Annotated in this window: 16 protein-coding genes; 8 read left to right on the forward strand and 8 right to left on the reverse strand. The window is 67.9% G+C overall.

Going from position 1 to position 16155, the window contains the following annotated elements:
• Positions 1-131: 131 nt before the first annotated feature.
• The 3 genes from GGQ55_RS28615 to GGQ55_RS21795 form a co-directional block, all read right to left on the reverse strand.
• Positions 132-1196, reverse strand: a complete 1065-nt coding sequence (locus GGQ55_RS28615) for a tyrosine-type recombinase/integrase (protein WP_218859378.1) — start codon at positions 1194-1196, stop codon at positions 132-134.
• 188 nt (positions 1197-1384) lie between these two features.
• Complete coding sequence (locus tag GGQ55_RS21790) at positions 1385-1675, reverse strand: helix-turn-helix domain-containing protein (protein WP_179720354.1); 291 nt, start codon at positions 1673-1675, stop codon at positions 1385-1387.
• Between the two features lie 907 nt (positions 1676-2582).
• Positions 2583-3236, reverse strand: coding sequence for an Rv1352/Rv1906c domain-containing protein (locus GGQ55_RS21795; RefSeq protein WP_179720356.1), 654 nt, complete (start codon positions 3234-3236; stop codon positions 2583-2585).
• Between the two features lie 382 nt (positions 3237-3618).
• Here GGQ55_RS21795 and GGQ55_RS21800 point away from each other — a divergent pair, with 382 nt between their 5' ends.
• Entirely contained in the window at positions 3619-4119 is a 501-nt protein-coding gene (locus tag GGQ55_RS21800; protein ID WP_179720358.1) for a hypothetical protein, read from the forward strand.
• 211 nt (positions 4120-4330) lie between these two features.
• Here the strand turns inward: GGQ55_RS21800 and GGQ55_RS21805 are convergent, their stop codons facing one another.
• The 4 genes from GGQ55_RS21805 to GGQ55_RS21820 form a co-directional block, all read right to left on the reverse strand.
• Positions 4331-4735, reverse strand: a complete 405-nt coding sequence (locus GGQ55_RS21805) for a hypothetical protein (RefSeq protein ID WP_179720360.1) — start codon at positions 4733-4735, stop codon at positions 4331-4333.
• 17 nt (positions 4736-4752) lie between these two features.
• Positions 4753-5925: a hypothetical protein gene (locus tag GGQ55_RS21810; RefSeq protein WP_179720362.1), complete on the reverse strand. Its 1173-nt coding sequence runs from the start codon at positions 5923-5925 to the stop codon at positions 4753-4755.
• A gap of 560 nt (positions 5926-6485) precedes the next feature.
• Positions 6486-7679 (reverse strand): low temperature requirement protein A, encoded by a 1194-nt coding sequence (locus tag GGQ55_RS21815; RefSeq protein WP_218859379.1) that lies wholly within the window; start codon positions 7677-7679, stop codon positions 6486-6488.
• Positions 7676-8560, reverse strand: coding sequence for a helix-turn-helix domain-containing protein (locus tag GGQ55_RS21820; RefSeq protein ID WP_179720364.1), 885 nt, complete (start codon positions 8558-8560; stop codon positions 7676-7678). Before GGQ55_RS21820 ends, GGQ55_RS21815 begins: the two co-directional genes overlap by 4 nt.
• 207 nt (positions 8561-8767) lie before the next feature.
• Here GGQ55_RS21820 and GGQ55_RS21825 point away from each other — a divergent pair, with 207 nt between their 5' ends.
• The 7 genes from GGQ55_RS21825 (at position 8768) to GGQ55_RS21855 (ending at position 15575) form a co-directional block, all read left to right on the forward strand.
• Positions 8768-9703 (forward strand): alpha/beta hydrolase family protein, encoded by a 936-nt coding sequence (locus GGQ55_RS21825; RefSeq protein ID WP_179720366.1) that lies wholly within the window; start codon positions 8768-8770, stop codon positions 9701-9703.
• Between the two features lie 11 nt (positions 9704-9714).
• The gene (locus tag GGQ55_RS21830; RefSeq protein WP_179720368.1) at positions 9715-10344 is read left to right on the forward strand and encodes an SDR family oxidoreductase; all 630 of its coding nucleotides are present in this window, start codon (positions 9715-9717) and stop codon (positions 10342-10344) included.
• A gap of 310 nt (positions 10345-10654) precedes the next feature.
• Positions 10655-11302: a TetR/AcrR family transcriptional regulator gene (locus tag GGQ55_RS21835; protein WP_366489966.1), complete on the forward strand. Its 648-nt coding sequence runs from the start codon at positions 10655-10657 to the stop codon at positions 11300-11302.
• Between the two features lie 130 nt (positions 11303-11432).
• Entirely contained in the window at positions 11433-11708 is a 276-nt protein-coding gene (locus GGQ55_RS27330) for a hypothetical protein (RefSeq protein ID WP_246323851.1), read from the forward strand.
• A gap of 301 nt (positions 11709-12009) precedes the next feature.
• The gene (locus tag GGQ55_RS21845) at positions 12010-13215 is read left to right on the forward strand and encodes an FAD-dependent monooxygenase (RefSeq protein WP_179720370.1); all 1206 of its coding nucleotides are present in this window, start codon (positions 12010-12012) and stop codon (positions 13213-13215) included.
• Positions 13216-13329: 114 nt separating this feature from the next.
• Entirely contained in the window at positions 13330-14754 is a 1425-nt protein-coding gene (locus GGQ55_RS21850; protein ID WP_179720372.1) for a GH39 family glycosyl hydrolase, read from the forward strand.
• Between the two features lie 242 nt (positions 14755-14996).
• Entirely contained in the window at positions 14997-15575 is a 579-nt protein-coding gene (locus tag GGQ55_RS21855; RefSeq protein WP_179720374.1) for a hypothetical protein, read from the forward strand.
• Between the two features lie 10 nt (positions 15576-15585).
• On the opposite strand, the gene GGQ55_RS28620 is transcribed toward GGQ55_RS21855, so the two are convergent.
• Positions 15586-15990, reverse strand: a complete 405-nt coding sequence (locus tag GGQ55_RS28620) for a sigma factor-like helix-turn-helix DNA-binding protein (protein WP_179720376.1) — start codon at positions 15988-15990, stop codon at positions 15586-15588.
• Positions 15991-16155 lie beyond the last annotated feature (165 nt).

Below are 16155 nucleotides of genomic sequence, written 5' to 3' on the forward strand. Positions count from 1 at the left end.
ACCGCCTTCTGGGGTGATTTGACCACCATTTTGACCACCATGAGGCCACCCTTACCTGCTCGCTGAGCAGCGCTGATGGTCCCGTGCGGAACCCCTCGGTTCTGCGTCTCCGGGGACGGAGGTGACCGTGGCTATCGGTCGAGTGCGTCGCCGAGGACGTCGATCGCCCGGCGGGCGACGTCGGGGGAGAGGGGGCCGTAGATGTCGCCGGTGATGGCGATCGACGAGTGGCCGAGGATGTCGGAGACCACCTTGAGCGGCACGCCGCCGGAGAGCATCACGCTGGCTGCCGAGTGCCGGAGCGTATGCAGCCCGGCATGGGGGAGGCCGGCTCTCGTCGCGGCGACCCGGAACGCGCGGAAGGCGTTGCGCGGATCGCAGGGTTCGCCGAACTCGGTGGTGAACACGAAGCCGGTCTCGCGCCATGCCGAGCCAGCCCGACGCCGCTCGACGTCCTGGGCGGCACGGACAGCGGTCAGGAGCTGCTCGGCCGGTGCGCTGATCGGTACGAACCGCCTGGACTTCGCCGTCTTGGGCTCGGTGACCGTCAGCTGGCCATCGATCCGCGACAGCGTGCCGCGGACGCGCAGGGTGTGCCGCTCGAGGTCGACATTGCTCCATCGCAGGGCCAGCGCCTCGCCACGCCGCAGGCCGGCGTGCACCAGCAGCGCGAACAGCGGGGCGTAACGCGTGCCGCGAGCCGCCTGCAGGAGCGTGGCAACCTGCACGGGCGTGAGGTGCTGGGCCTCCTTGACGGTGACCCGCGGCCGCCGGACTGCCGCGGCCGGGTTGGACGCCAGCGCACCGTCGCGGACGGCGGTGTCGAGGATGGCTCGCAGCACCGTGTAGGCCGACCGGATCGTCGACTCGGCCAGGCCTTTGCGCCGGAGCTCGACCACCCAGCCCTCGACGTGCGAGGGCCGGACCTTGTCGAGTGGCAGTCGCCCCAGGGAGCTGTTCAGGACGTGGGCGCGGACGACGCCGGCGTACAGCACCTTGGTGTTGCGCTTGCGCTCGGACGCCTCGAGCGAGGTCTCGACCCACAGCTGGGCGAAGGCGGCGAGCGCTTCCTTGCGGTCGCGTGCGGGCTGGCCGTCCTCGACCCGCCTGCGGATCTGGGCCGCCTTGTCGCGGGCGTCCTGGGCTGTGTCGCCGTAGACGGTGAGCCGGCTGGCCCGGCCGGAATCGTCGGTCACGCGGAGGTTGATCTGCCAGCGCCCATCGGCTCGGCGTCGCGGGGTGGATCCTTCGCTGTTGCCGCGCCGCCGCGATGAGGAGGAGGCGCGGGCTCTGCCTGAACTCACAGCCCAGCACCTCCATCGCCTGTCATGTGAGAACCAGTGTCAGGACGGCGGCCATCTCGATGGCTGCGAATCCACACAGGTCACGGCCCGTCGCCCGAGCTGTGGACGACGTCGAACAGGTCGGCCTGGCTTGTGGTAGTCCGGCGCCGCCGGCGAGCTGGCGGGGGAACCTGGAGGCGGTTCACGTAGCGCTCCAGCTCGGTGCGGGCGAGTCGGCAGCTACGCCCGATGTGCACCGGGCGGAGGTCGCCGGCGTTGATGAGCGCGTAGATGGTCGTTCGGCCGACCCGCAGGAGTTGGGCCGCCTCCTCGGGGGTCAGCAGCAGGGGGCCGTCGGCTGACACGTCGCGCAGCGGCTGCGAATCGCCCATCTCATCAACTCCCCGGCAGTCCGACGTCCGAACAGAGTGGGGGAGCTGTCTGCTGTCGTTCTCCGGTTCGCTGCGAGCGCTGCAGGGGGCCTCGTCCTGCAGCGCCACGATCGCGCGACCGGCTACCGGAGAAACTCCGCCGGGGAGCTCACGTCAGGTCAGGGGCTCCAGTTCTGCGTGCGCGCCGCCAGTAGGCGTGCAGGACGGGCTCCAGTACCCGAGCGAGGCCAGGCAGGTCTCGGTCATAGACGCGGCCGTCGTCCAGTTGATCGCCGAGCTCGCTGAGCGGTCTCGGCCAATCTCGCCGTGTCGGCTGTAGAGCGGTCTGCACCGGCATGTGCCTCTCGACCACCTGGACGGCCGCGTGGCCGGAGGCGGCGGCGCGTTGCTGCTCCCAGGCGCGGTGCCGACAGGTCGTCGAGCACCACTTGGGGATAGGTCCTCGAAGTCCCGGCGTGACGGGTCCACCGCACCAGCCACAGCTGGTTGCGGCGGCTCGACGGGCACAACCGTCAAGGGCGGACGCTGCGGGGGAGTGAGCCGCCGCAGCCGAGGATCGCTCGGCGTCGCGGTGTTTCCGCCTTTCGCGTTCCCGCTTGAGGCTCCAACCGTCGAGTCGGCTGCTCTTCCCCATGCACCGACCCTGCGGATGAGCCTCCAGGAACCCGTCACAACGAATTACGGAACCCGAAGATGCAAGACGTGTGACGGAAATGATCTTGAGGCCTTCAGGCCTGCGTCGTGTAGGGGCCGTAGGCCCAACTTCGACGCCGTCGCCGCGCTGATGTCTCGGGATTGCGTCGTCACTTGTGCGTTCCGTTCGCGCGAGTCGGTGCCCAGAGTTGCCGGCCCGGAATGGGGCTGGGCTCGGAGGCGCTCCGAGCCCAGCCGACGCGCACCCCTTGGTCTATTGCTTGACGAATGTCCCGCAGCGGCGGTTCGTGAAGTCCTGTCCTTCCTTCAAGGTGACGGTGGGGATGCCGCCTCCCGGGATGTCGTTCTGGATGATGTCGTCGCCGTTGGTCCCGCTCCGAGTAATTGACCAGTAGCAGTCGCTACCTACTGGCTCTGAGGTCCGGTAGGTCCCCGGTTCGATGTCGACGCCGACCGTCCAGATCCCTTCACCTACCGAGCGGGCGGCGACCTGCTGTTCCACCGCGGACACGGCGGATTCACGCGCTGCGACGGCGGCTTCGCGCTGATTCAGTTCGGCCTTCTGGCTGGCCGCCGCTTGGGCGGCGCTAGCTGCTGCCGCTTCGGCGGTGGTCGCGCGGCCGACGGCGACGCGGTTGGCGTCTTGCGCGGCGGACAGCTGCGCGGCTACATCGTGGTATTCGTCCGACGTCGTCGGATCGCTCGCGGCGAAGCCGACGCCAACACCGGCGCCGAGGCCGACGAGCAGCGCAACGGCGCTGATCGCTGCCGGCAGCAGCCACGGGGGGCGTTGGCGGGTCGGCGCGCTCGCCGGGGACAACGGCTGGTCGGCCGCTCCAACAGTGTCGGCCGCGACGGTTGGCTGAGGTTCGCCGGTCGGTGCTTGCTGCTGAACGTCGCCGTCCATCTGTGAATCTCCCCGTAGTCGGCTGTGCAGTGCCGGCGAACCGTAACGGATCCGAACCGTCCGGACACCACTCGTCGCGCAGCGATATCCAACCGTTGCCGCGCATAGGGTTGGCCTCTCGTCCAGCCCCCGAAGAACCCCAGGCCGGACAACTACAGAGGCGCCGGGGCCACGCACGCGGAAGCCACGGTCCGGGCGGGAGATGACAAGTTCGCCCGAGCCGCTACCGCCGCGAATCCGGTACCTTCCCGACCACCAACCGCAGGTGAACGGGGTGTCTATGAGCGGCTCATACCAACTGCCACCCGTGCCACCCCCGATCCAGCCGGGCCCCCAGGCACCATCCCAGCCACCATCCCAGCCACCATCCGGCCCATCGTGGTTGCGTCGAAACCTCGCCGTCGTCATCCCGTGGACCGTCGCGGCAGCCCTCGCCGTCGCCTTGCTGCTGGTGGTCTTCCTCCCGACACCGGGCGCCCGAGATGTCTCCGCGGACGATGACACGGGCGCCTCCGCGACCACAGCCGCACAGGCCGCCGACCCCGACGCGCACAGCGTCACCGTGAACTTCGTCCTGAACGACGCCGAAACCGCCGCCTCCAGCTGTGTCGGCGAGGGAGGGTTCGGCGACATCGGGCCCGGCACCCCAGTCACGATCAAGAACGGATCCGGCGAGATCCTTGGCGCTGGCTCGCTCGGCGTCGGAAGTCCCCAGTTCACTGGGGGTCGCGCCAGCGGTTGCCTGTGGGTAACGACGCTCTCTGGTGTGCCGACGAACGAAGCCTTCTACTCGGCCGAGGTTGGCCGGCGCGGGGCGGTCACGGAAAGCCGCGCCGACCTCCAGGCGGCGGGCTGGAAATTCGAACTGTCGCTAGGGAACTGATCCTGGAGACAAAACCGCCGAGCCCCTCCCGAAGAGGGGCAGGTGGTCGTCATCCGATCGGGTGTCGTCCTTCTCCTAGGCCCGCCCGAGGGCCGGAGGACGCAGGCGTATCGCCCAGAGCGGCCCACTCAGGGGCGCTCGCACAGTTATGCGTCAGGAGCGGGTCGAGAGGTCGCTCGGGGCTTCCTCACCCCCCGCGTCTTCCCAACTGTCAAACGAGCGCGATGAACTGGTCCGAAGTGCAAGTGAGCACGCCCAGCTCAACGGCTTTTGTGGTGAGCCCCTTGTCTGCGGTGGCGATGATCCAGCGGTCCCCGATCAGCTGTCCCTCACTGACCGCCATCTCGGTTAGGGCGGTCGCCAGCAGCATGACGTCGCCGTTGCCCTCGTTGCGATACAGGTCGACTACCTTGTCTCCTGCTTTAATCGTCGCAAGTACGATCCTTACGTTCTCGAGGACGGTAGTTGTGATCGGGTAAATGAGCGACTTGAGCATCTCAACGTCGGGTAGTCCCCGGGCCTCGTAGATAATCTCTTCCGGGATGCGGCACCGATCATGCATGAACGCCGACGCCCTTTGATTAGGCGTCATCCGTGATAGGGTCACGTTGTCCACGAGGTAACGATCGATCATTACAGCGTGGCCCTGTACTCGTTGAGGGAAACGGACCTTCGGTTCTGGAACAACACCCTGGTGATCTCCGAGGCAGGCAGCCGGTTGGCGTCCATCTGTTTCAACAATGATCGGGAGTACTCCGCGCTGTTGTACTTGCGCAGCGCGTTCACTGGCTTCGGCTGTCGGGCCTGCGCCTTCGGGCGGTTCCGAAACTCCTCGCGAAGTATGGTCATGTAGTCGCGGGCCGTGGCAGCGTCGAGGAGTCCGAGCCGTCTTGCTCGCATCAAAAACGCGCTGGGTGTCACGCAGTAGGTGTTCGCGTGCGCCTTGACGTCGTCCAGGGAGGAGACCCAAAGACCGGCGACCGAAGCTGCCGGCATCAGCATCTCCTCGGCGATCTCGTACTCCCGGTTGTCGATCGGATCGTCGGACTGGTCCGAGTAGGCGACGGGCTTGAACTTGCCCCGAGCAAGGCAGACAGTGAGCAACGCTAGCGTGAGGAGTCGCCGGCCTGCGGGCTCCAGATTGTCGCGGTGGTCACCGTTGTTGACGAAGAGGAACGGCACCTTCTTGTCCCGGATGCAGATGCCGCTGAACCGCGCCCGCTTGGGTATGGGTTGAGGCATGTAGTTTCTCATGCTCTGGGACACGAAGATGTTGCGCTCTTCTAGGCAGTCGAGAAAATGCTCAAAGGCGCGTTCTTTCGTCTTCACGCGCAGCAGGTAAGACCGATCTACGCCGAGCTGAGTGACCAGCCAGTCGGCGTCACCCTTCACGGTCCGCTGAGACCGTCGCAGGGCGCCAACGAAGGCGTTGTCAGGTAGGTCCGGATCGAGCCCTTTCAGGAGCTCCTGCTTGCGCAACATGTCCTTCACGATGAGCTCGATGTCGGCGAGATGCACCGTGCCGCGAGAGTTGAGCGAGAAGGTGCCCTTGCTGACCCCACGTAGCAGCACTTCTTGCTTCCGCTTGAGCTGCGCCTCCACGACGTCGATCGGGGCGAAGAATAACGTGTACGGAATCTCCGCGCTCCGCCCGAGACTCACCAGCTTGGTGAACGAGATGCGCGATGCCTCGAGCGCCTTCAGGTATTCCTTCGCTTCTCGCTGCCAAGAGTTCTCGATCAGCGCCACGAAGGTCTTGCGCTCGATCGCGGTCGTGGAGTGGCCGCGAGACACGGTGATGGTCACGACCCCGACCTTCTCGTGTTTGAGCCATCGTTGTCAGGTGCACCCGCCACGGGGCACGCGGCGCGCAGGCCAGACCAACCGAGGGGCAGGCTCACGGATCGGCACACATAAGCAATCACCGCATTGGACAACTGCCTCATCGGCTGCGCTTGGAGACGCCGCCCGGTTCGGTCTGCGAGCAGGGCTCAGCGGGCTTGGCGCCGCGGAACTGGTTACAAGTACTTGGTTGCAGTCCAGAGCATGCGCGGACGGACGCTGGAGCTCACGGTAGGCCATACAGCCAAGTCATCAGCCTTGGCGCCACGGCGGTGAACCGTCCTGACCGCGATCGTGACGGCCTGGCTGTGTGCGGGGGCCGGGGGATACGCGGCGGCCAGTGACCACCGCGTCGACCACCATTCCGTTGCTCCTTCACAGTCCGCCGTGGTCCGGCACGTCGCCTTGCGGGGAGCAACGAACCTCGGCGAACCGGAGAAGCCTCCGCCGATGGCTGAGGGTCAAAGGGCGCCGAGGCCGGGGAGTACGACCCCTTCGGCTTCTCGTTTCGGACCGTCCGGGGGTCATCTGGCGGGCGTGTGGCTTCGGTTCATTGCCGTGGAGTTCTCGATCGGTGGATGTGCCACGAGGACGACTACGACCGCTGTCATGACGACTGCAGTCAGGGCGAATGGGAGCGCCAACAGAGGGTCGAGGAGGACCAAGGCAGCACCGAGTGGGATGGCGGTGTTGACGACCCTGTCGGCGTGGGGACGCATGGCGATCCACCAGATGCCGATCACGAACACCGAGATCGGAATTGCGACAGTGAAGGAGGCAGCGATGTCGCTGAGTTCACTTTCGTTGGTGATGGCGTCGATCTCCACTTCGATCCCGGCCGAGAGAGCGCCGGCGGAGGCGAAGACGAAGTAGTGCACGTAGCCGTACCGCAGGGAGTTGCCGAACGTGCTGATGGCGGTGTGGTGCGGTGGCCAGAAGTAGATCCACCAGAGAGCGGCCGTGACCACCAGGGTCAGGATCGAGATCGAGATCAGTGGTCCGAGGGCTTGGTCTTCGTGCAGTGCCTCGATGATGGCGTTGGTCGAGGCGAGCAAGCTCTCGCCGAGGAGGATGAGGGTGAAAAGTCCGTATCGCTCGGTGATGTGGTGTGGGTGCCAGGGAGTCTGCCCGGTCTTCTCGGCGATGACCGGAACGGCGAGTTCGGCCCCGACGAGCACAACAAGGACGACGTTCTGGGCCGTGTCGGGCAGTGTGAGCATGAGCAGCCACAGCACCTGGACGGCAGCGATCCCGGCCGCATAGACGTGGGTCGCCCGGCGGCTCCGGCCGGCGTGGCGCGAGGCCCGCAGCCACTGCGCGACCATGGCGACGCGCATGACGACATAGCCGTAGACGAGAAGGGCGTAGTCCCGGTCGACGAAGGCCGGTTCGATGCCAGCGGCGAGCACGAGGACGCCGGCCATCTGCACGAAGGTCAGGATTCGGTAGAGCCAGTCGTCGGTGGCGAACGAGGTGGCGAACCAGGTGAAGTTCATCCAGGCCCACCAGATGCCGAAGAACACGATCCCGTAGGCGACCAGTCCATCGACCACGTGGGCTTCGGTGAGCGCGTGGTGAAGCTGTACGGCGGCGATGCTGACCGCGACGACGAAGACGAGGTCGAAGAACAGTTCGAGTGGGCTGGCGGTGCGACCGGGTTCGTCCGGGTCGCGTGGGCGCATCGATGCCAACCGGTACCGCCTGAGCGGCGACGTCATGGCTCGAACCCGTCGCCTGTGGCAGGCGACGCCCCGGCGGCGAGGGTGCGGAGCCGCTCCTCGGAGACCGAGCCCGGTTCGGCTGTCCAGATAATGAGTTGTTGGTCCGGGTCCTCGGCCCAGGCGAGGGTGTCCCAGTCCAAAGTGAGTTCCCCGACGGCAGGGTGGTCGAGCTCCTTGGTTCCGTGGCTGCGCACAGCCACGCGGTGGGCGCTCCACCACCGGCGGAAGTCGGCATCGAGAAGGGACAGCTCGCCGACGAGTGCGGCGAGCTGGGGGTCTTGGGGGTCGCGGGCGGCTTCCATGTGGAGTTGCGCCACGCAGAGCTGGGCGGACGAGGCCCAGGCCCGGTAGAGGGTCCGCATGGCGGGGTGGGTGAACACGATGCGCACGTAGTTGCGCTGCCGCTCGGGGACCGAGGCGAAGTCGACGAACAGTGCCGCGGCCACGCTATTCCACGCGAGAACATCCATCCGGCGTCCCAGAACCAGTGCCGGGATGTCGGTGAGGGTGTGGAGTACCCGGACCAGGTGGGGTGCCGCCTTCTGAGCGCGGCGCTGCCGTGGTTGGGACGCGGCCTTGCCCGAGAGCTCGCAGAGATAGTCGCGGCTGGCGTCGTCAAGGCGCAGCACGCGGGCGATGGCATCGAGAGTGGACAGCGGGGCGGTGCGGCGACCTTGCTCGATCCGGGCGTAGTAGTCGGCGCTGATGCGGGCCAGCGCTGCGACCTCCTCGCGTCGCAGTCCAGGCGTGCGCCGCCGTGGGTCGGATGAGGCCGGGAATCCGAGCTGTTCGGGGCGCAGCTCGGTGCGGCGAGCCTTCAGGAAATGACCGATCTCGCTGCCGCGGCCGGCGTCTTCGGAGCCTCCGCTGCTGCTCATCTGTCCGATCCTTTCAACCGAGCCGACATCGGGACAGTGGGACAGGTTTGTCCCTGGACAGGCTTGACCCTTCAGTCGGGTCATCCGGGATGGCAACGTCGCCAACGTCCGCGAAGGGTGCTCGCAAGGAAACGCCAGCTTTCCCGGCGGGCACCAGCGGTGCAGGACGAGAGTCGACACGCGAACTCCCCTCGGAGGAGAGCAGTCATGACCCAGACCCAGGACCAGACCCAGGACAAGGCGCAGGCGGCGTTCGACAGCTTCGTCGCCCTGTGGACTACCGGCACTACTGGAGGGCGTCGCGCGCCGGTGCTACGCCGTCCCGACGAGGTCGGACTGGCCTACGAGGACGTGACCTTCCCGTCGATGGACGGCGTCCCGCTCGAGGGATGGTTCATCCCGGCCGTGGGGTCTGATCGGCTGGTGATCCACAACCACTTCCTGCCCGGCAACCGGTACGGCTACCCCGGGCATCTGCCCGAGTTCGGCGGTCTCGGCGGATTCGAAGTGAGCTTCTTGCCCGAGTACAAGGCGCTGCACGACGCGGGCTACAACGTGCTGGCCTACGACCTCCGCAATCACGGCATGAGCGGTCAGGGCAACGGCGGCATCGCCGGGATCGGCCTGACTGAGTACCGCGACGTCATCGGGTCCCTGCGCTATGCCGCCTTTCGTCCCGACACCAAGGGCATGAAGAAGGTCCTGCTTTCGGTGTGTCTAGGAGCCGACTCCACCGCGGTTGCCTGGGACAAGCATCCCGAGGAGTTCTCCGAGATCCAGGCCATGGTGATGCTGCAGCCGGTGTCGGGTCGCTACATCGTCGAGGAGTTCGTCAAGGGCGTCGGCATGGAGGACGGCTACGAGAAGTTCGACAAGGCCGTCCACGAACGCACAGGGTTCCACCTCGAGGAGCAGTCACCGCTTCTGCACGTCGCGGCCGTGACCGTCCCCACATTGGTGGCCCAGGTGCGCGATGACACCATGACCCGCCCGCAGGACGTGCAGGACATCTACGACGCCATCCCGGTCGAGGACAAGCACCTGTACTGGATCGAGGGCACCGACAAGCGGTTCGAGGGCTACAACTTCTTCGGCACCCACCCCGAACTGCCCATCGACTGGTTCGACAAGCACCTCGCGTGAGAGGCCCACGGATGACGAAGGTGCTCGTGCTGGGCGCCGGCGGCCGCATCGCACGGAGGGTCATCGAGATGCTCGCCCAGCAGGACGTCGAACTCACATTGCTGGTCCGCGATGCCGGCCGGTTGGAGCACGCGCCGCAGGACGCGCGGGTCGTGGAGGGCGATGTGCTCGACAGCGACCTGCTCGCGGCGACCGTCCGCGGACAGGACATCGTCTACGCGAACCTCGCAGGCGACCTCGACACCCAGGCGCGCCGCATCGTCGAGACCATGGAGGCCGAAGGCGTCCAACGCCTCATCTTCATCACCGCGCTCGGCATCTACGACGAAGTCCCCGGCGCCTTCGGTGAGTGGAACCGACAGCAGATCGGCTCCATGTTGAAGCCCTACCGTGCCGCCGCCGACATCATCGAGGCGTCGTCGCTTGACTACACGATCCTTCGCCCCGCATGGCTCACCGACGACGACGAGATCGACTACGAAGTAACCGGTCGCACCGAGCCGTTCAAGGGCACCGAGGTGTCCCGCAAGAGCGTCGCCGCCCTCGTAGGCGAACTGGTCGGCGCCCCCGACACCCGCGTTCGGGCCAACCTCGGCGTGAACAAGCCCGGAGTCGCCGGCGATCGCCCCAGCTTCATGTAGGCGGGATGGAGGCCACGCTTGTCGGCCGGGCCCGGTGCACGTAGGCGTCCGGAGAGATCCGGAACGGCCCCTGACCGCGCTCTGGGGTGGTGTGCCACCTTCTTGACCACCATGAGGCCACCCTCACCTGCTCGCTGAGCAGCGCTTCCAGGCGCGGGCGGAACCTCCCGGTCCCGGAGTTCGACGACCCAGCCCTCGACGTGCGACGGCCGCAGGGCGCTCTGCAGCGCCAGCAAAGGCCTGTCGTCCGGTCGGGCGATGGCTTCCCGTCGTCGCCGCGTTCCAGGCCGGAGCCTCGTACCTTCATGGCGTGGCCGATGTCCAGCCGTTCGTCCGTGAACCCAAGCAGGAGCGCAGCCGCCAGTCCTTCGAGAAGGCGCTCGACGCAGCCGTGGCGCTGATGGTGGAACGACGATCGGGCGCATTCACCCTCGCCGAGGTCGCCGAGCGTGCCGGGGTGTCCATCGGGTCGATGTACGGGCGGGTCGACAGCAAGGACGACCTGATCCGCTCGGCGCACGCCCGCGAGATGGCCCGCATCCGCAACGAGCAGGAGGAGACCTTCGGCACGGCTGCGCCGGCCGATGAGGACCTGCCCCGGCTCGTCCGACGCATCATCGTGACGACGGCGGAGCACCTGCGCCGCAACGCCGCGGTCCTGGCGCCACTGATGGTGGTCGGCAGCCAGGACCCGCAGGTCTTCGCGGCTGGACGCCAGAGCTACGACGGCCTCGTCGAGGGCTTCTGCTCGGCGTTGCTCACCCACCGCGACGAGATCCGACGCGCCGATCCGGACCGGGCCGTGGCCTGGAGCTTCGACGTCGTCTACAGCGTCGTGGCCCGCTACCTAGGGCTCGGGAGCGCGCCGGAGGGGGCGCTCCAGGGTGAGTGGGAGAAGATCCTCGACGATCTCGCAGAGATGGTGACGGCCTTCCTGGAGGGCTCGACCACGCGCTGAACCTGTGTCGCCCGACGCTCGACCGGGCGGGAGCACCCGCGGCCAGCGGGCCGCGGCTCGCTGAACGACACGTCCAGGCGGCGTCCGCGTCAGTGCCGCGCGCATGATCGGCGCGGGCTTGCGTGGCGCCGTGCCCACCCTGGTTTCCGAGGGACTCGAGGACGACGTCGTCGCCCGCGCTTTCGACGAGCTGCTGGCCTCGTGTGACGCGGTCGCCTGCGCGGTGCCCCCGGACGTCCAGGCCGACCTCGCGCCCCGCGCCGCCGCGGCCGGGCGGCATCTCCGTGCCTGCGACGGACGGCGAATGCAAAGCCGGTCCACGCCGCGGCACCCGGAGGTCTCGGGTCACGCCTCGCCGGTCCTGGAAAGGGGGAGCAGCACCGCCCACGAGCATCAGCGGCAGTGATGGCGCCCATCACAGGGAACCATAATCAAAACGTTGAATCTAATTCCGTGAACCTCCACACTGGCTGCTGATCCGTGACCCACACCGCCATCCCTGACGGCGCCCGAGCGACCTCGGCGGGCCGGTCGTGATCCACAGGAGAACCAGATGGCTCGATATCGAACGACCCGGCTCGTCCGACTGGGCGCTGCGGTGGGCAGCGCCGTCGTCCTCGCGGCTGGCCTCGCTGCCTGCGGCTCGGTCGCGTCCTGACCGACTGACCGACCGACGCTTTCCCACCCACAGTCACCCGGAGGTTCTGATGCCTGACACCGATCTCGACCAGCTGCGCCGCGAGCCCGGCAGGGGGAAGCAGCTGAAGATCCTGGTGGTCGGGGCGGGCCTCGGCGGTCTGAGCGCTGCGATCGCGCTGACGCAGATCGGAGCCCAGGTCGATGTCATCGAGATCAAGCCGGACAACAGCGTGCCGGGAGTCGGTTTCGGCCTGCGGCTCAACGGCATGCGCGCCGTTCGCGAGCTCGGACTCCTTGAGCAGTGCCTGGCGTTCGGGACCAAGCCGTCGGGGTTGACGTATTACGACAACCGCGGCCGGCACCTGAGCGATCTGAGCTATGGCCCCGATGACGGTGACGTCCCGAGCATCCTCGTCATGTCGCGAATCGGTTACCTGGACGTCGCCACCGCCCGGGCGCAGGAACTGGGATGCGACATCCGGATGGGAACGACCGTGGCGAGCCTGGAGCAGAAGCCGGAGAACGTCGCGGTCACCTTCAGCAGCGGGGACAGTGCGGAATACGACCTCGTCGTCGGTTTCGACGGGATCAATTCACAGATCCGCCACGAGTACTTCGGCGCCCGGTACGACCCCACCCCGGCCGGAGGCGTGGCGTGGCGATGTCCTCTGCCGCTCGCGGACGGCCTGACCGACACCACCTTCCTCCAGGGCCACGGGGGCAAGATCGTCTTCTCTCCGCTGTCGAGCGACATGATGTACATGGTGCTGACCGTCGCCGAGGAGGGCCGCCCGCGCTACGACCCGGCCGAGATGCCCCGGATCATGTATGACCGCGCCCGCGCGCTCATGGGGGACTCGGAGTTCATGGCCGAATCCATCGTGCAGGTCCTGCAGTCGACCAGTGTCGCCTACACGCCGTACTCGACGGTGTGGGTGCCCTACCCCTGGTTCCGCGGCCGGGTGATGATCGGGGGCGACGCAGCGCACACCATGCCGCCGTATCTCGGCTCGGGCGCTGCCATGGCCATCGAGGACGGCGTCGTCCTCGCCCAGGAACTGGCCAAGGACCACTCCCTGCTCGACGCCCAGCTGATGTTCATGGCACGACGCCTTCCCCGCGCGAGAGCGGTGCACGAGCGGTCGATCGAGTCGATGCTCGAGGAATTCGACTCGGTCACACCCGAGGCCTTCCAACGGCGACTGCAGTTCTTGCGCGACCTGGAGCCGATCGCGAACGAGTACTCCAACCGACTCCTGGCCCTGCCCTACTGACCCCAGTCGGCGGCCAACACGTCCCTCTGCCCGCGGCGCACCAACGGGACGCATGTCGACATCACGCGCGAGACGAAAGGATCGATCATGCCGGAGTTGCAAGCAGAGCCACACGTGCGCGTGCTGGAGATCGACGCGGGTGACGCCCGTGACTTCAGGTCGCACAAGGGGCTGGGTGGGATCCCCGGCCCCCTTCCCGAGCACCCCGATTTTCCCGACATGACCCCGTTGTGGCGGGAGGCCGGCGTGACGCTGGTGCGGTCCTACGACTGGATCTCGCGGCTCGACACGAGGAACAACCCGGCGAGCCTCTTCCCCGACTGGGACGCCGATCCGACCGACCCGGCCAGCTACAACTTCGCGGCGACCGACCAGTGGGTCCAGGCGGTGCACTCCATCGGCGCCGACGTCCTGTTCACCTTCGCGAGCGCCATCCCCGCCAACAAGCTTCCGGCGGTGGACGTGGACAAGTACGGCGTGGTCGTCGAGCACGTCGTGCGCCACTACGCCCGGGGCTGGGCCGATGGCCCGGCCAGGCCCATCCGGATGTACGAGTTCGGCGACCAGCCGGACCTGGGACCGCTGCACTTCGAGGGTCCGGCCGATGACTTCTTCGCCATGTACGAGGCCTTCTGCGCGGCCGTCAAGCGGGTCGACGACACCCTGGTGGTCGGGGGCCCGTCGCTGGCCTTCCCGCTCAACCCGGACGCCGACTACCGCGAGGGCTTCCTCTCGTTCGTGCGGGAACGACGACTGCCGCTGGACTTCTTCTCGTTCCTGTGGTTCGTGGACCCCACGCGGGATCCTCTGGACTTCCGGTTCGTCGCCGGGGAGATGCGCGCGCTGCTGGACAGCTACGGCTTCGATGACACCGAGCTGATGCTGTCCTACTGGAACTACCTGGCGATCCCCAGCAACGACGCCCCGTCACCGGAGAAGGCGGCGTTCCAGGCCGCCGCCGCGATCTACCTGCAGGACACGCCCGTGGACCACGCCCTCTTCTTCCGGGCGGACAGCGGCAGGGACCCTCACTACGGCTTCGTCGACCCGGCGGGCATCTACAACCGGGAGGGCTCGCCCGACGAGCGCGCCGTTTCGTTCTCCTTCATCGGGCAGGCCATGACCGGTCAGCGACTCGCCGTGACCGGCGGGGACGAGGCCGGCTTCGCCTGTCTCGCCAGCCGCGACGGCGACCGCGCGCGCATCCTCATCGCGAACTTCGTCGCGCCCGAGTCAGCGCTCGTGGAGAGGGACAGCGATGAGTTCCGGTTCCGCATCCCGATCGGCCCCCAGCACATCGAGCTCGGCTACCGCCTCCCACCGCAGCGCGACGGGCTGGCATCGGCAGGTGTCGAGTCAGCTCGAGTCGAGCTGAGGAATCTCCCGTGGAAGGGGCGGACCGTGTCGGTCAGCCAGCGATCGCTGCGCGGTGAACTGCGGGCAACCCGTGATGCGCTCGTATCCGATTCCGGCTCCGTCGATCTGGACGTCGAGATCGAGCCGCAATCCGTGGTGCTCGTGGAACTCACCGTTCAGTAGCGTCTGCGCCGCTCGGCCACCTGCGGCGCGTGGTCGAGGGTCCAGGTCCCGCGTCTCTCAGCCGGGGGAATGCGATTCCACTGTCGGCACCCATCGTCACGCATAGCGACGACCGTCGAGATGGGGAAGATGCGGTAAGGATGCTGGTGTGGCGCCGGAACTCCGCCGGGCCCGTGCACGTACTCGTCCATAGCGCGACCACCGCTGCATCCACCGTCCTCGCACACCTCCGGGAGCACGCGATGCTGGAGTTCCTGACCGTCGTCGGTCTCGTCGTCCTGCTGATCGTCACCGTGCTCGTCACGACGGTGTGGATGGCCCTGCGCCGGATCCGCCGCAGCCGGCTGGTCGCCACCGCACGGACGGCCATCGCCGTCGGTACCCCGCTTCTCGCCGCCCACCGGCCCTCCGCCGTCCGCAACCCGGCGGCCGCGCTGCGCGTGGTGCGCCTGACCCGGGCGCAGTGGGCGCTGCGCCGGGCCGTCACCGACGCCACGCGCACCGGCGCGTACCTGGGCGACGTCCCGGCCGTGCTGCCCCGCCTGCAGGCCGAGACCGACCGCATCCGGACCGGACTGAGTCGGCTGCCCGACGCGGCCACCCCCGCCGCGCGGGAGCTGCTGGCCGCCGCCGACCGGCACCTGGCCACGCTGAGCGACCTGACCGACGCGGTCGCCGCGACCCAGGCGCTGCCCGCAGCGGAGGGCACACTGAGCCACGAGGCCGCCGACGCCGCGCACGGGCTGCGGCTCTACGCCGCCGCCTACGCCGAGCTCCTCGGCGGCCCGACCGCGCCCGCTGCGCAGCGCCGCGCCGGCTAGGTCCGGGCGCTCAGGTCTCCTGCGCGGCGTCGCGGGCGTCCTGCAGCAGCCGGGAGATGCGCTGGCGGGTCAGGCCGAACAGCGCCCCGATCTCCTCCAGGGTCATGCCCTCCTCCCGGAGAGCGGCCGCCTTCGCCTGGCGGAAACGCGTGCCGGCCGCCTCGAAGCGGGCCGTCGCGTCGGTCAGGACCTCGACGATCAGCGGGCGGTTCTCGCGCAGGACGATGTCGCGGTAGGGGAGATCTTCCCTGCGGCAGGCGCGGATCTGCGCGGCGTGCTCCCGGATGAGCGCGGTCACCTCGGCCATCTGCTCGGCGACGGCGACCAGCTCGGCGAGCGCCCGCAGCGGGGGATCGTCGCCCGCGGGTTCTCCTCCCGTCCGTACCTGGTGGTCGGGTCGGTCGTGAGGTTCCACGTCTAGCCCTCCCTGCGGGTCCCCGTCGGTCGCTCGGCCTGCGGCTGTAGAGTCGGCACAGAAGCGCAACGATCGTTGACAGCGGGCGGTGTCCGAGCGACGATCCCAGTCCTGCCGTCGCGGAAACAGCCCGCTCCGGTGCCGATCCATCCGCAGTGTGCCGCG

The sequence above is a fragment of the Petropleomorpha daqingensis genome (assembly GCF_013408985.1).
GTDB classification, from domain to species: domain Bacteria; phylum Actinomycetota; class Actinomycetes; order Mycobacteriales; family Geodermatophilaceae; genus Petropleomorpha; species Petropleomorpha daqingensis.

Excerpts from the sequence above, each read along its gene's own strand:
- GGQ55_RS21855 (WP_179720374.1), top strand. The coding sequence starts at position 14,997 with ATGCTGGAGTTCCTGACCGTCGTCGGTCTCGTCGTCCTGCTGATCGTC.
- GGQ55_RS21830 (WP_179720368.1), top strand. The coding sequence starts at position 9,715 with ATGACGAAGGTGCTCGTGCTGGGCGCCGGCGGCCGCATCGCACGGAGG.
- GGQ55_RS21795 (WP_179720356.1), bottom strand. The coding sequence starts at position 3,236 with ATGGACGGCGACGTTCAGCAGCAAGCACCGACCGGCGAACCTCAGCCA.
- GGQ55_RS21825 (WP_179720366.1), top strand. The coding sequence starts at position 8,768 with ATGACCCAGACCCAGGACCAGACCCAGGACAAGGCGCAGGCGGCGTTC.
- GGQ55_RS21815 (WP_218859379.1), bottom strand. The coding sequence starts at position 7,679 with ATGACGTCGCCGCTCAGGCGGTACCGGTTGGCATCGATGCGCCCACGC.
- GGQ55_RS21790 (WP_179720354.1), bottom strand. The coding sequence starts at position 1,675 with ATGGGCGATTCGCAGCCGCTGCGCGACGTGTCAGCCGACGGCCCCCTG.
- GGQ55_RS21845 (WP_179720370.1), top strand. The coding sequence starts at position 12,010 with ATGCCTGACACCGATCTCGACCAGCTGCGCCGCGAGCCCGGCAGGGGG.
- GGQ55_RS21820 (WP_179720364.1), bottom strand. The coding sequence starts at position 8,560 with ATGAGCAGCAGCGGAGGCTCCGAAGACGCCGGCCGCGGCAGCGAGATC.